At 37.2% G+C, this 14,302-nt stretch carries 12 protein-coding genes and 1 riboswitch; of the genes, 7 read left to right on the plus strand and 5 right to left on the minus strand.

What is annotated here, in order from left to right:
• Positions 1 to 39 precede the first annotated feature (39 nt).
• The 3 genes from BN6559_RS18205 (at position 40) to BN6559_RS18220 (ending at position 2,608) form a co-directional block, all read left to right on the plus strand.
• On the plus strand, positions 40 to 1,035 hold the full coding sequence (locus BN6559_RS18205) for a CobW family GTP-binding protein (RefSeq protein WP_110956056.1): 996 nt from the start codon (positions 40 to 42) through the stop codon (positions 1,033 to 1,035).
• Entirely contained in the window at positions 1,019 to 1,645 is a 627-nt protein-coding gene (locus tag BN6559_RS18210; RefSeq protein ID WP_110956057.1) for a GTP-binding protein, read from the plus strand. Before BN6559_RS18205 ends, BN6559_RS18210 begins: the two co-directional genes overlap by 17 nt.
• 534 nt (positions 1,646 to 2,179) lie before the next feature.
• The gene (locus BN6559_RS18220; RefSeq protein ID WP_110956058.1) at positions 2,180 to 2,608 is read left to right on the plus strand and encodes a cupin domain-containing protein; all 429 of its coding nucleotides are present in this window, start codon (positions 2,180 to 2,182) and stop codon (positions 2,606 to 2,608) included.
• 157 nt (positions 2,609 to 2,765) lie between these two features.
• Here BN6559_RS18220 and BN6559_RS18225 read toward each other — a convergent pair whose 3' ends face one another.
• The 5 genes from BN6559_RS18225 to BN6559_RS18245 form a co-directional block, all read right to left on the minus strand.
• Positions 2,766 to 3,362 carry a methylated-DNA--[protein]-cysteine S-methyltransferase gene (locus tag BN6559_RS18225; protein ID WP_456060911.1) on the minus strand — a complete coding sequence of 199 codons (597 nt, stop codon included), beginning with the start codon at positions 3,360 to 3,362 and terminating at the stop codon, positions 2,766 to 2,768.
• Positions 3,331 to 4,794: an AlkA N-terminal domain-containing protein gene (locus BN6559_RS18230; protein ID WP_110956060.1), complete on the minus strand. Its 1,464-nt coding sequence runs from the start codon at positions 4,792 to 4,794 to the stop codon at positions 3,331 to 3,333. The genes BN6559_RS18225 and BN6559_RS18230 overlap by 32 nt, the downstream gene beginning before the upstream one ends.
• A 225-nt stretch (positions 4,795 to 5,019) precedes the next feature.
• Entirely contained in the window at positions 5,020 to 8,103 is a 3,084-nt protein-coding gene (locus BN6559_RS18235) for an efflux RND transporter permease subunit (protein WP_110956061.1), read from the minus strand.
• Positions 8,100 to 9,221 carry an efflux RND transporter periplasmic adaptor subunit gene (locus BN6559_RS18240; protein ID WP_110956062.1) on the minus strand — a complete coding sequence of 374 codons (1,122 nt, stop codon included), beginning with the start codon at positions 9,219 to 9,221 and terminating at the stop codon, positions 8,100 to 8,102. The genes BN6559_RS18235 and BN6559_RS18240 overlap by 4 nt, the downstream gene beginning before the upstream one ends.
• A gap of 148 nt (positions 9,222 to 9,369) precedes the next feature.
• Complete coding sequence (locus BN6559_RS18245; protein WP_110956063.1) at positions 9,370 to 9,984, minus strand: TetR/AcrR family transcriptional regulator; 615 nt, start codon at positions 9,982 to 9,984, stop codon at positions 9,370 to 9,372.
• 541 nt (positions 9,985 to 10,525) lie between these two features.
• Here BN6559_RS18245 and BN6559_RS18250 point away from each other — a divergent pair.
• From BN6559_RS18250 to BN6559_RS18265, 4 genes are all read left to right on the plus strand, one after another.
• Complete coding sequence (locus BN6559_RS18250; RefSeq protein ID WP_110956064.1) at positions 10,526 to 11,497, plus strand: hypothetical protein; 972 nt, start codon at positions 10,526 to 10,528, stop codon at positions 11,495 to 11,497.
• A 183-nt stretch (positions 11,498 to 11,680) separates the two neighbouring features.
• Complete coding sequence (locus tag BN6559_RS18255; protein ID WP_199884138.1) at positions 11,681 to 12,463, plus strand: enoyl-CoA hydratase/isomerase family protein; 783 nt, start codon at positions 11,681 to 11,683, stop codon at positions 12,461 to 12,463.
• Positions 12,464 to 12,623: 160 nt separating this feature from the next.
• Positions 12,624 to 12,721, plus strand: a riboswitch (guanidine-I (ykkC/yxkD leader).
• A gap of 100 nt (positions 12,722 to 12,821) precedes the next feature.
• Positions 12,822 to 13,508: a radical SAM protein gene (locus tag BN6559_RS18260; protein WP_110956066.1), complete on the plus strand. Its 687-nt coding sequence runs from the start codon at positions 12,822 to 12,824 to the stop codon at positions 13,506 to 13,508.
• A 106-nt stretch (positions 13,509 to 13,614) separates the two neighbouring features.
• On the plus strand, positions 13,615 to 14,079 hold the full coding sequence (locus BN6559_RS18265) for a pyridoxamine 5'-phosphate oxidase family protein (RefSeq protein WP_110956067.1): 465 nt from the start codon (positions 13,615 to 13,617) through the stop codon (positions 14,077 to 14,079).
• Positions 14,080 to 14,302 lie beyond the last annotated feature (223 nt).

A 14,302-nucleotide genomic window follows, 5' to 3' on the forward strand; every position in this document is an offset into this window, starting at 1 on the left:
ATTATTACTATTTAACCTTATGTTTTTAGGAGGGGGAAAATGGGGCATAAGATACCATTGGATATTGTATCGGGGTTTTTAGGAGCAGGTAAAACAACTTTGATATTAAAAATGTTAAAGGAATGTAAGGACAACAAAAAAATATTCATCTTAGAAAATGAATATGGAAAGGCTGGTATTGACGGGAGCTTGCTGTCGAATAACAATGCCGAAATCAAAGAAATTTATTCTGGATGTATATGTTGCTCATTAAAAGGTGAGTTTACACAAGTTTTGAAACAGGCTATGTCTAGTATAAAGCCAGGGAGAATTTTGATTGAACCAACTGGTATTGGAAAATTATCCGAAGTATTGCACGTTGTGCAGCAACCCTGTTTTAAGGAAACGATAATTATAGATCATGTGATAACCGTTGTAGACGTACATGAGGTGCGAAATTATTTGAGAAATTTCGGCGAGTTCTATAAAGACCAAATTCATCATGCTAAAATCATAGTCCTTAGTAAAACTCAAGAAATTTCATCTTCTAAAATTCAAGAGGTTGTAAATTTAATTCGGGAACATAATTCATTGGCCAAAATCGTAAGCAATTCTTGGGAACAGCTAGATATCCAGGAAATTTTACAAGAAGAGAAACCATATGAAGAAATCATTAAGAACGAAAATAACATTTTACCTAAAAAACTTAGTTTCACTATAAAAAAAACTGTATCTTCCCGAACTTGCAATCACCATTCAGAAGCGGCGGATATATTTGATAATTTTTCATGGAAAGGGTTACGCGTTTTTTCTATTTCATCTCTAAATATTGTGTTGGCCGCTATTAGTACAGGACAATATGGTAAGATTTTGCGTGCAAAGGGAATTGTTGCAGGAGAAAAAAATGGAATTCATTTTGAATATGTTAACGGTAAATGGAATTGTAATACTACAGAACCCTTGAAGTTTGGACGGGCGGTATTCATAGGACAAAATTTGCTTTCTGAAAAACTATTAGAACTGGTTAAGGGCTCAGCCAATGCCAAAAATTGTTGATATTGTTCAGGGGTTTATTGGATCTGGAAAAACTGCGTTAATAAATAGTCTGATTGAAAATGCTTTTCCAAATGAGAAAATTCTTGTTGTTTTAACTGAGTGGGGAAACACGCAAGTTGTTCAAATGAATTCACGGATTACAACATACTCATGGAATTGTGAAAAAGGATTTTCAGCAGATATAATACGACGGATGGTCAGAATGGAATCCTTTCAAAGGATAATTTTTGAGGTGAATGGGTTAGCTTCAGGGAACGTGCTAATTAAGGTTTTAATGCAATTAGTAAAAGAAAGAGAAATTTGCTTAGGGGCAAAAATGGCTGTTTTTGATGGACGAAAATATGATTTGATGGGTGAATCTTTTAAAGATATTCTTTATCAAGTCGCAGTAAGTAGTGATGGCTTTTTGATTAATAATATGAATGGGGATATATGTAAGTGGTTGGCATCAATTAACCCAAGAGCTTATCAAAATAATGGGGATGACATAGCTAAATGGCACGATCAAATCGTAAATTTGGAGCAAAGAAGAATAAAGATGGAGCTTAGCATATGCATGATTGTCTCTGTAATCGTGTATTTAATTATTTACTTGCTAATCTCTGGATAAAAGTAATTGCTCAATTTTTAGTCTTTTGATGATTTTGTGAATAGTGATATTGTTTTTTATTTAGTGTTGTAAATCAAAAGAGCCGTATTGTTCATTGAATTAAAAAGAGGATGTGTACAAAATGATTTCTCATTTTGTCACATCCCCTTTTTTATTATATGGGGATAATATTGCAAGCAGAAGAGGTACTAAAGTATTTCAGACGTTGATCCTGTTGTAGATAACCTATCTGAACTCCTTGTAGATTTTCAGAAATTATTGAAAAGGTTATTGACTTAAAGTTAACTCTAAGTTGTATAGTTGAAGGGAGCTTTAAACGGAACCTTTATAAATCAATAGAATTTAAGTCAATCTAGAAGAGAAAAATGTACTTTGATAAATGGTTTCCGATACCTGTGTATAAATACGCCACGATTTTTAAAAATCTTACAAGTAAGGAGAAAAAATAAAAATGGATAGACCTTATATTTTTTGTCATATGATGACATCTGTAGACGGTAAAATTATGGGTTCTTACAAGGAGGTTATTTAGTAATGAACATACAAAATTACAACGGGATTTTTGATATCGGTGAAAAAAATGATACATATGCAAAATACTTTGTCGGTCAAAGCTATTTAAATATGTTGTCTACTACAGGGGTTACAATTGCGAATGTTACATTTGAACCAGGCTGCCGAAATAATTGGCATATTCACCATAAAGGTGGACAAATCTTGATGGTAGTTGCAGGTCGAGGATATTATCAGGAATGGGGTAAGCCAGCACAGGAACTGCACCCGGGGGATGTGGTTAATATTTCTCCCGAGATCAAGCATTGGCATGGTGCGGCATCAGACAGCTGGTTTGCCCATCTTGCGGTGGAGGTTCCGGCGGAGGGTGCTTCAAATGAATGGCTGGAGGCTGTTGATGAAGGTGCATATAAAAAATTGGGTTGCGTTGAAATTTTGGATAGAAGATGATTTACTTCAAACAATCACAAGGGTATCCGGTTGGAGATTGATTTACAGATGAATGAAAGATCCTCACACGAGTGTGATTGCAATAGTATTCTAGGGGAAAATATAAAAGACCACCAAGTTAGTGGTCTTTTTTTCAAAATATTCCTGATCATGAATATTATAAGGCTGTGCCTTTGGTGGGGATAAATAAACCAGATAGATCTGCGCCCTCATGTTCAAGTAGGTTGATTTTCGTGCGTATACCACCTGCATATCCTGTCAAACTACCATTTGCGCCTACAACACGATGGCAGGGAATGATAATTGAAATTGGATTATGACCTACTGCACCGCCGATTGCTTGGCTTGACATGTTTTTTCTTCCTAGGTTTGAAGCTATCGTCTTTGCGATATCGCCGTAGGTAACATATTCACCGTAGGGAATTTCACATAAAACATTCCATACTGCTCTGCGAAATTCTCCGCCTATGGGAGCTAGAGGCAGATCGGTAATAGAGGGATTTTGACCGGCAAAATAGTTGTCTAACCAGTTTTTTGCAGCCTTAAATATTGGTAGATCATCTTTTTCCGTCATGACTTCATTTACTGTTCCACCATAGTATTTTTGACCTTGCATCCACACACCGATAAGGTTGTCTTTATCGTCACAACCTAACATGAGTGAACCGACAGGTGAGAGATAATGAGTTGAATAAAACATGATATCCTCCTTCGTGTATACGTTATAAAGAATTCCATAAATTGATTGTCGCATAGCTTCTCCAAGGGTGCCACGCTTCCGCTAACGCTAATATTTCTTTTGGCGTGTGAGGGATAAGCGCTTTTTTTATGCCATAATCTGTATTCAAAAAAGCATCAGGCCATCCCATCGCTCGCATTGCTATATAATGCGCTGTCCAGGCTCCGATACCGGGAATTTCCATTAGCTTTTTCATCTCAATTTCCGGTTGAGCGCAAAGATGCAAGTCTATAGAATTTTGTTCGAATGCACGAGCCAAATTTAAAATTGTATTTGCCCGCGCTGTCGTGATTCCCAGCGGTCCTAGATGATTTGCAATGGAGCCCTCTAAAGCTAGGATAGAGGCAGGTGAAGGGAAAGTATGTGTTAGTTCATCTACATTGGTTTGGATGGGTGTACCATAGGTCTTTACTATTCTTGCAGCCAAGGTACTAGCGGCTTTAACGGTAATCTGCTGACCTAAAACTGCACGTACCGCTAGTTCAAATGAATCAAAACAACCTGGAAGGCGTGTACCTTGTACACAAAGGCCAGGTCGAATTGTATTCATAGATGCAAGAACTTCATATACTGCATCCGGATCACAATGCAAATCAAACAGATGACGAACTTTAGCCAATACTTGCGGCAATACAGGCAGAAGAGTGGCAGAAACAGTGACGGCTAAAGCATTTTTTGTGGGTTTATGTCCCACGCGTATCCAACCGTACAGATGTTGTTGCTGCTCACCGGTAACGAAGTGAACAGAGCGTAAATATTCGCCGTTTTTTATTGTTTCCACACCTGGAATAGCACGTTGTGTGAGAAAATCTAATAGTTGCTGCCAGCGATAAGGAGGGCGGTAACTCAGGGCTAACGTTATATCATTTTCCTTACTTTTTTTTCTTGGCGCTTGTTGGCGTAAGCCAGTGGGGGTAAGGCGATATTTTTCTTTGAATAGGGCATTGAATCGTCGTAAACTGCCGAATCCAGCAGTCATTGCAACTTCAAGTATCGAAAGGTTTGTATCTGTAAGCAGATTTTTTGCAAGCAACAATCTGCAGGTTTGTAAATACTGCACGGGCGATACGTTGTATTCATTTGCAAATGCACGGCGTAAATGACGATCTGTGCATCCTAAATGTTCGGCAAGTTCTTTGAGATTCTGTCCGCTTCCACACTTTTCTTCTAGGAGTTTTGCTGCTCGATGTACAAGTGTCCTCGTAGCATCGGTGGTCGAAGTACCAGGGGCAAGTTCCGGGCGGCAGATAAGACAAGGGCGGAATCCTGCTTGTTCTGCTGCTGCAGCTGTAGAGTAGAAGGTGCAATTTTCAGCTTTTGGTAATTTTGCTCGGCAAATGGGGCGACAATAAATTCCAGTGGATGATACGCCTACAAAAAACCGTCCGTCAAATCGTGCATCTTTTGATTTGAAGGCTGAATACCAGCCTTGCGTTTCAATTTTCATCGTTAGGATAGCCCCCTTTTTACATTCTCCTTAAGTATAACATTTTTTCTAAAAAAATCTGGTTGTTTTCGGACATGTATTTTTAAAAAAAAGGTACTTTAGTAAATTTATTTGAATTATTTACAATGTTGTATGAAAGAAAATGGAACGACTTCAAAAGCTCTGGTTTATTTTAATTCATAGCACTCCTTAGTTAATAGTCCTGCTGTCAACGGCATATCGTTTCTAGTTTGATGAAATAAGATCGAGCGTGGCTTCATCGGATGGTTTTGCTTTATATAAGACAGCATACATAACTGGTAAAACGAGTAGCGTTAATACAGTAGCGACAAACAGACCAGCTCCAATAGCCACAGCCAGTGGCCCCCAAAATAGATTGGAGACTAAAGGAATCATCGCTAAAATAGCGGCTGCTGCCGTCAGTAAAATAGGACGTAAACGGGTTACTGTAGCATTGATGATGGAATCCCATATGCTTTCACCGGCAGCGAGATGTTGATCAATTTGGTCCATTAGAATCACGGAGTTACGCATGATGATCCCGGATAACGCTAAGATGCCAAGTTGTACTACAAAACCCATAGGTTTACCCGTTAAAAAGAGACCAACGGCAACACCAATGATACCTAGCGGCGCTGTGAATAAGGTTAAGATCATTTTTGGGATACTTTGTAGCTGTAACATCAAAAGAATCATGATGATGATAATCATTGCTGGGATAGGTGCAAGCAGTAATTTCGTAGCTTTGATGCTTTCTTCTGTTGCCCCATCGTATTTAATGTTATAGCCAGGCGGTAGATTATCGCGTACTTCTTGAAGATCTTCATAAACTTGTCGAGTAACATCATCACCGGATACACCTGCTTTGGTTTCTGCCCGCACTGTAATTGCTGGGGTCAAATCGCGACGATAAATGAGTCCATCTTCAGCTTCGAAGTTTATTTTAACAATCTGATCGAGTGGAACATATTTACCGTTGCCGATGTGAATCGAAAGGTTTTTGATTTGCGAAAGGTCATTTCTAGACTCCGCATCAAAACGAAAAACTAATGGAACGGTTTTATCGGCTTCGCGAAATTCGGTAATGCTCGTCCCAGATAATTGGGTTTGGAGTGTAGATGCTAAAGCTTGGGAAGTAATACCCAGACTGCGTGCTTTGTCTTGATCAATTGACAAATGCATAATTTTATTTTTTTCATTCCAGTTCATGTTGACATTGCTGGTGTCGGGACGAGCTGCTATGATCGCTTCGACTTGTTTAGCGATTTCGCGCACTTTGTCATGCTCATAGCCTTCTATGCGAAGCATAACCGGATAATCGGCAGAGGTACCAGTACTGATTACTTTTGTGTGTACTTGTACGCTAGGAAACTCTTCATCTAACAATTTCGTTAGTTTTGTATGTAGCTGGTTACGGGCGTCAGTATCTTTCGCCACGATAACAAATTCAGCGAAGTTAGTTTTATTGAACGTAGGATCAAAAGTCAGGACAAAACGAGGTGCTCCTTCACCTACATGGTAGGTATAGTAATCGATCAAAGTGTCATTTTTTAGTTTTTGGGCAAACTCGTTAGCAATTGTTTCGGTATTTTTTAGAGAAGCCCCATCTTGTAATTTTAGCTGTACAATGAGCTCAGACCGAGTGGAGGTAGGAAAGAATTCTTCTTTTAGTGATCCCAATAGACCGATAGAAGCAATAAATAAGACGACTGTGACGGTTAGCACAGTTTTACTATGGGTTAGACAATAAATTAAGGTTTGTTTAAATATGCGATATAACTTTGTGTCGTATATCTGGTGATGTTGATCAACTGCTACGTTGAATGGAGTTTTGATAAATACGTAGCCGAAAAGAGGCGTTACCATAGCGGCAACAACCCAAGACGTGATCAAGGCAATCGTGATAACTGAAAAAATAGTAGCACAAAATTCGGAGGCACTGCCTTGGGCAAACCCGACAGGAATAAAACCAGCACAGGTAATGAGCGTTCCTGTCAGCATAGGAAAAGCGGTAGCGCTGTAGGCATAGGCAGCGGCACTCAAACGATCTAGTCCTTGTTCCAATTTTACAACCATCATTTCAATAACAATCATGGCATCGTCGACGAGTAAGCCAAGAGCTATGATGAGTGCGCCTAGCGATACACGATGCAATTCAATATTCATTAAATACATAATCGTAAAAACGATAGCCAGAACGAGTGGAATGCAAAGGGCAACGACGAAGCCAGAACGTGTGCCGAGACTAAGTAAACTTACAATGAATATAATGATAATCGCTTCTAAGAGTGATTTTGCAAATTCATTAATCGAATTTTCGACAATTTTAGGTTGATTCACGGTCTGATTGAGCTCTAGCCCGGCTGGTAGATCCTTCTTAATTTTTGCGACGGTTGTATCTAAATTGCTTCCTAGAGTGAGAATGTTTTCCCCGGGTTCCATGGCAATTGCAATCCCTAAGGCAGATTGCCCATTATAAAAAAATTTAGGATCTGTTGGTTCGGCATATGAACGAGTGATTTTGGCGATATCGCCTAGGCGAAATGTTCGTCCATTGGCTGTAATAGGCGTGGTTCGAAGGTCTTCTAGTTGTCCAAACATTCCAGTTATGCGTAGGTATACGTTATCTGTTTCCGTTTCCAGCATACCAGTGGCAGACATAGTATTTTGCGCCTGTAAGGTGCTGGTAATTAGTGCGGGGTCAATTCCTAATTGAGCCATTTTGTTATTTTCAATTTCAATATAAATGTTTTCCGTTTGTGTGCCTAAGAGTTGTACTTTTTTTACACTAGGGACGTTCAAGAAAACGCGACGGATTTTTTCCGCTTTTTCTCGCATTTCTTCATATGTATAGCCATCGCTGGTAAGCGCATAGACAATTCCATAAACTTCATCAAAGCGGTCGTTAAACTGTGGTGCTTGGACCCCAGTAGGTAAAGTGGCAGCCATGCCGTTCACCATATTGCGGGCTTCCAACCATTTGCTACGAATTTCTTTTTTAGGTACAGTATCTTTTAAATTAACGTAAATAATCGTTTGTCCAGGGGTAGAATAGCTGTTTAAATGATCAATTCCGGGTAAATCTTGTAGTTTCTTTTCTACTTTGTCGGTGACTTGTTCTTCCATTTGACGGGCGGTGGCTCCCGGCCAAGTTACGCTAACCACCATTTGCTTAATGGTGAAATCAGGATCTTCCATACGCCCTAAGTTCATATAAGAGAATAAGCCTGTCATAAAAAAGAGTGCGATGAAAAAATAAATAAATTGTTTATGATGTAGTGCCCATGAAGCGAAGTTGAAATTTTTCATAGGGAATCACCGCCTGCTCTCACTTTTTGACCTTCTTTGAGTTTATGTACGCCGGCAATTACAATACAATCACCCTGCTTAAGACCGCTGAGCACTTCAATCGTTCCATTGCCGAATTTACCAGTTGTGATTGGCTGTAAGGTAAGCACATCATCTTTTACAATCCAAACAGCAGGGGTAGTGCTATCTTGATAAACGGCTGCTAGAGGAATCGTCACAGATTGTTGTGCAGAACTGTATGCTACTTGAATGGAGGCTGTCATACCGAGTTTTACTTCTGGTGGTGGATTAATTAAACTGATGCGCACTTTAAAAGTACGCGTATTTTGATCAGCCATAGGAGCAATTTCTCTTATTTTGCCGTCTACAGTTACATTCGGAAGTGCCCAAAAGATCGTTTTAATTTGCTCTGCATTATGCAGTTCTTTGATTCGATTTTCTGGAACATTGATCTCCACTTCTTGTTCGCCATCTTGGACTACCGTAATAACAGATTGTCCGCCACTAACCACTTGTCCCGTTTCGGCGGTAATACTGGATACGACTCCTGCCTTGTCAGCTCTAAGGACTGTGTAATCCAGTTGGTTAGCGCCTTGGGTATATTGTGATGAAGCTTGATTTACACCAGCAACTGCTACATTATAGGCATTTACATATTGATCATACATGGATTGACTAATTGCGCCTTGGGCTAATAGTTGTCTATAGCGAGTAAGATTGCTTTCTGCCAGTGATAACTGTGACTGGGCAGAAGCAATTTGGGCAGAATTACTGTTTACTGTTTGTTGAATATCTTTGGCATCGATTTGCATTAAGGTGTCGCCTGCATTGACTTTGCTGCCCAGTTCTACATTGCGTTTGATAATTTTTCCTGTCACTTGGAATGCCAATTGAGTTTCAAAGCGACCACGCACTTCGCCGGCATAGGTATATTCCTGTGCGTTTTCCGCTGTGTGAATCGTAAGTGTGCGCACAGTGATGCGATCTTCAATGGTGATTTTTGTTTTATTATTCACATGAAAGATAACGCCTGCAATTAGACAAAAGCCGATTACGACAGCTAAAATATAATACAATTGCTTTTTAGGAAGTTCTGCTAAGAAATGTAGTAAGTTCATGATGTTTCCCCTTTGCCTTCTAAATTTAGAATAATATACTATTTATGTTTTTAATTAATTGAATTATGTTCAATTAATTTGTCTAAAAAAACCGCTGGTCCAAAATAGGTTTGGAGGCGGGAGTTTTTTAGTCTTTTTGCTTATTGTTTTATAGTGTGAGATGGATTGTATCTTCTTGTGCACCCAGTGCTTTTTCAATCAGTACTTCCGCCATTTTTAAACGAAAAGGCAGAAAATCAGCAGCAGTTTTGTTATAGAGCGCTTCGCTTAAGAATTCTATAATCACTAGAATATAAATTACAGCAGTAGGAGGATGCTCTATGTAAAAAGTTCGACTAGCGATTCCTTCTTCCACGATTTTTAGCAACCAAGGGGAGAGCGTTATTTCGAGTTGACGAAATAGTTTGACCTTAAGATGCAAATTTTGGTCGTCATACAGCATATTAAGAAGTAATCCGTCTTTATAACTAGCTTTACGCAGTACGTTAGATATTGTTAAGGATATTTTTTCTGATGGAGAATTGTTAAGAGAAATTATATTTTGAATTTCTGAAATTAGGGAAGAGGCGTGGCGGTCAAGTAGTGTTTCTAATATTTCTTCTTTTGATTTAAAGTAGTAATACAGCATTCCTTGTGCAACCTTCATTTTTTTTGCGATGTCGCTAATGGTGGTTGTCTGATAACCTTTAGTGAAAAATAGATGATCGGCGGTATCCAAAATTTCATTGATTCGGATTTGTGGATCTTGCGGAGTTCTAGCCATTTGCATGTACCTCATTATTTGAATTATATTCAAATTATAAATCCTATAAGAAAATAATGTCAAGTAAAAATTTTCTAACTTGAATAGACTACAATGGGCTCGTGCTTTGATAAAGTTATATTTCAGGATAATCCTTTTTAATTTTAAAGAAGACATAGGATATAGTAAAGTTCTAATCAGCAGGTTTTACAAAAGTATGGTAGTAGAACGCTCATAAAGAACATTATTTTTGTGAGGCTTCATTAAGATGATTCGATTATTTAAGTATCTGATAATAGAATACAGTTATAATTCTTAAATTAAGGATTCTCTCTGTTAATATCTTCAGTATTTATCTAGCGAATCCATTTGCTAATCCACTGCAAGTAAATGCTATGATTTGAGCCTTTGACGTATAGTAATAAGGAAGCGTGGATGATTGTTTCTATGTGCCTTATTATGTCATACAGAAGACATTGTCACGACTTCAAAAGCAAACGTATATAATATAGGGTAAACTCCTATATTATATACGTTTATTCACGGTAAAGGAGGAACGGTAGTGAGTGATATTTATATGCAAATATATCGATCGGCTGCTGGTATGGTTATAGCGGAAGAAACTGTTGTTTTCGATACGATTCTGTCTTCGAATGGAAATATAAGCTATGATACCGCGACGGGTGTCATAACGTTTAATGAAATAGGTAGATACATCATGACTTGGTCGGTAGTAACACAGACAGCGGGAACAACAAGTGGACCTAGATTTGCTCTTTCATCCTCACAAGCTGATTTTATTGAAGGAAATTCTCCTATAAAAACCGGAGAGGTTACTGGTAATGGGATTATAGATATAACTGTTCCTCCCGTTTCGGTATCTCTAGTTAACACAAGTCTGGCAAATGTGTTTTATTCGTCGCTAGTACCAATAAAAGCGTCTCTTTCAGTGATTTCCAGCGGATTTAACGATGGAATGGAATACACTTCTATATGTTTTGGAAATGCTCAATTAGCTAATGTGATTGAACAATTGATTGTCTTATATCCTGCCAGCACAATGAGTATTTATACAACAAATTTGAGTGTTGTGACAGGAACTCCTTCTCAGTTGTACACATCACCTGCTGCGGATGGTGCGGGGCTTTTTATTTTATTAAACGGCAGCAGTCAATTTGAGGTAATACCGATTATGTCAATAGCAGCTATTTACACAGGAGATGGCACAGTTTATGAGGACTCTATCACGTATCTCGCTCCACCTGTTCCTTTGCCAAAGGGCTGTGATACGAATATGATGACTGCAATACGTGATTATTTGACGATCGGAACAGAGGCAGCTATTAATATTGGTCCGGCATATCAAGCTGCCGGCGATATTTATAGAAATGAATACGGTATTATTGTGCTTTCAGAGGTGGCAACAGGAAGTATGCCACTTTTCATTCCAACAAGTCATATGTCGAGAATTATTATAGATCAATCATCTGGGGTGCAAGGAACTAGCGTTAAGCCTACGATAAAACCATTATAGATTGAAGTCAAAACATAAGTGTATACGATTAAAAAATGAAGCAGGTGCTTTTTGCGTCTGCTTCATTTTTTAATCCTTTGATAAATAGAAATTTTTAAAAGGAGTCTTTGTCTTTGTATGGAAATCTATATATGAATTAAAGTATTTCTATTTATATTCACGATTAGAGGAGGAAATATGATAATGTCTGAAAATGCGGTGTTGTTTGATAAGGAAGGAAAGATTGCTACAATTATTCTTAATCGTCCTGAAGTAATGAATTCAATGAATCAAGAATTAATTGACGGAATAACAATGGCACTTGCGCAGGCAAGTGATGACAAAGAGATTAAGGCCGTGGTATTAACTGGTCAAGGAAAGGCCTTTTGTGCTGGCGGAGATTTAAACTACCTGCTCTCGCTTACCGATCAAATTTCTGCCCGGGATTTTATAAAAAAAACGGGAAACCTTATATCAATCATTATGGAAATGGATAAACCTGTAATTGCCATGGTCAATGGTGTTGCTGCTGGGGCAGGTTTTAATTTAGCGCTAGCATGTGATATAGTGATTTGTGCTCAGTCTGCACGTTTTGCACAGAGTTTTGCTAAAGTTGGATTAGTGCCTGATTGCGGTGGACTTTATTTATTGCCACGCGTAGTAGGTATGCATAAGGCAAAAGAGTTGATGTTTACAGCGGATATTCTTAACGCCGAAACTGCGTATGGCTTAGGAATCGTCAATAAAGTTGTTAGTGATGCGGAGCTTAAAGATACAGTTTATGAATTTGCAAATCGATTGTCAGATGGTCCATCAATTGCTCTAAGTATGATAAAATCTATGGTCAATCGTAGTCATAAACTCGATTTAGAAAGTACTTTGGAATATGAAGCGGATCTACAAGCTATTTGCATGCAAACTGCAGATCATCAAGAGGGGATAACTGCTTTCAAAGCTAAACGTGCACCGATTTTTCAGGGAAAGTAATTTGCATAAAGGAACAAAGAATTAGGAATTTGACTTAAGTATATTTGTAATGTAGATAATACATAAAGTACATGTTATTTATGTGTATTATAGTTGATTTTCATCTATTGCTATGATAAAGTATATTTATAATTTTGATTTGTAAGTTATGAAATCTATATACTTAGTTTTCTAGGGTTCCGCAGTTTATTGCTGGCTGGTCCGAGAGAAAATGCATAGAAATTTCTGTGTACACGGAAGGATAAAAGCCTGGGAGATATTTTAAAAATATTTCCTTAGGCTTTTTTTATTTGTTTAAAAAATAACCTTGAAAATTTAATAACAAATACGTAAGAAATAAGTTTAGGAGGCTTATATAATGGTTGATTTTACTTTTAAAAATGTTTATATTGAAGATGGAAGAACGGTATTGGAAGTTAATATACTTCCAGAAAAATATTGCAATTTTGATTGTATCTTTTGTCCAATAGGAAGATCGCAGCATAAGATTGATATTCAAAAGTCATTTGATAATATAGATAATTCACTAGCAGAGTTGAAAAAGAGAATAGAAGATACGAACGTAGAGTTGGTTTTCATTAATTCAAAAGGTGAAGCTCTAATTCATGATAAAATTAGTGAAATCATTGATTTTATTAAAAGTAAAGGCGTACTTGTAAGATTACTTACCAATGGGTATTTATTAGGTAGAGAACAATATATAAAAATTGCGAATAAATGCGATGAAGTTATCGGAGAGATAAAAGTAATCACTGAGGAAGAATTTCAAAAAATCCAAAGACCGATTGCTGGCTATACGCTAGCGGAATATATTTCAAATATGCGTTCGTTTAATCAGCAGTATAGAGGAAAGTTTATTTTTGAAGTTACTCTGATTAAAGGCTATAACGACGATGACAAGTCAATTTTTAAGATGAAAAATATTATAAGGAAAATAGCTCCCAATAAAATAATTGTTGCAAGAATGGAAGATGAAAGATTCAAGAAAAAGCTTGGGATTAGTGATGAAAAGTTTGAGAAAATTTCAAAATATATTCATGCATAACGATTTTTCGAGTTGCTTATTTTTCATGAATTGGATGTACAGTGAAACATTAATTATTCATAATGCAAAAGTGATAATGAAGGAATAAAATTGTGGAGGAATTATTATGTTTAGAGAAATGCGAAGAGAAGACAGAAAAATAAACGATGATGAAGTTAAGCAAATTTTAGAAAATAATACGTATGGAATTTTATCAACTATGTGTGATGATGGGTATCCTTATGGTGTACCGGTAAGTTATATATATTTGAATAATGCAATCTATTTTCATGGCGCTGCTGCTGGACAGAAATTTGATAATATAGTCAGAAATAATAAAGTATCTTTTTGTGTAATTGGACAAACTCGAACTTTACCAGATAAATTTAGTACAAAGTATGAAAGTGTCATTATATTTGGAAGAGCAATTGAGATTTTTGATAATGAAAAAGATAAGATTCTATCAGAAATCATAAATAAATATTCAAAAGATTATATTGAGGAAGGGAAAATATATATTCGAAAAGCAAGTAAAGCTACTAGAGTTATAAAGATTAGTATGGAACATATTTCAGGTAAGAGTAGAAAATAGTGATGTAAGTGATACAGCGGTGCGGAGGATAGGAAGGATTATCACAGTTTGATAGGAATTATAAAAATGTTCGTTAAATGAATAGAAGAATTATAATAGTGAATGAAAAGGAATAAAGTGTGGAGGTAAACATGAATCGTATTGAGGCTGTTCTTAGTGATATGGTTTCTTACTATCAAGGAGATCCTAAAAGGCTCAACCACTTTTTAAAAGTCTATGGTTT

Origin of the sequence: Massilibacillus massiliensis, assembly GCF_900086705.1 — a bacterium.
Classification (GTDB): Bacteria; Bacillota; Negativicutes; order FLKF01; family FLKF01; genus Massilibacillus; species Massilibacillus massiliensis.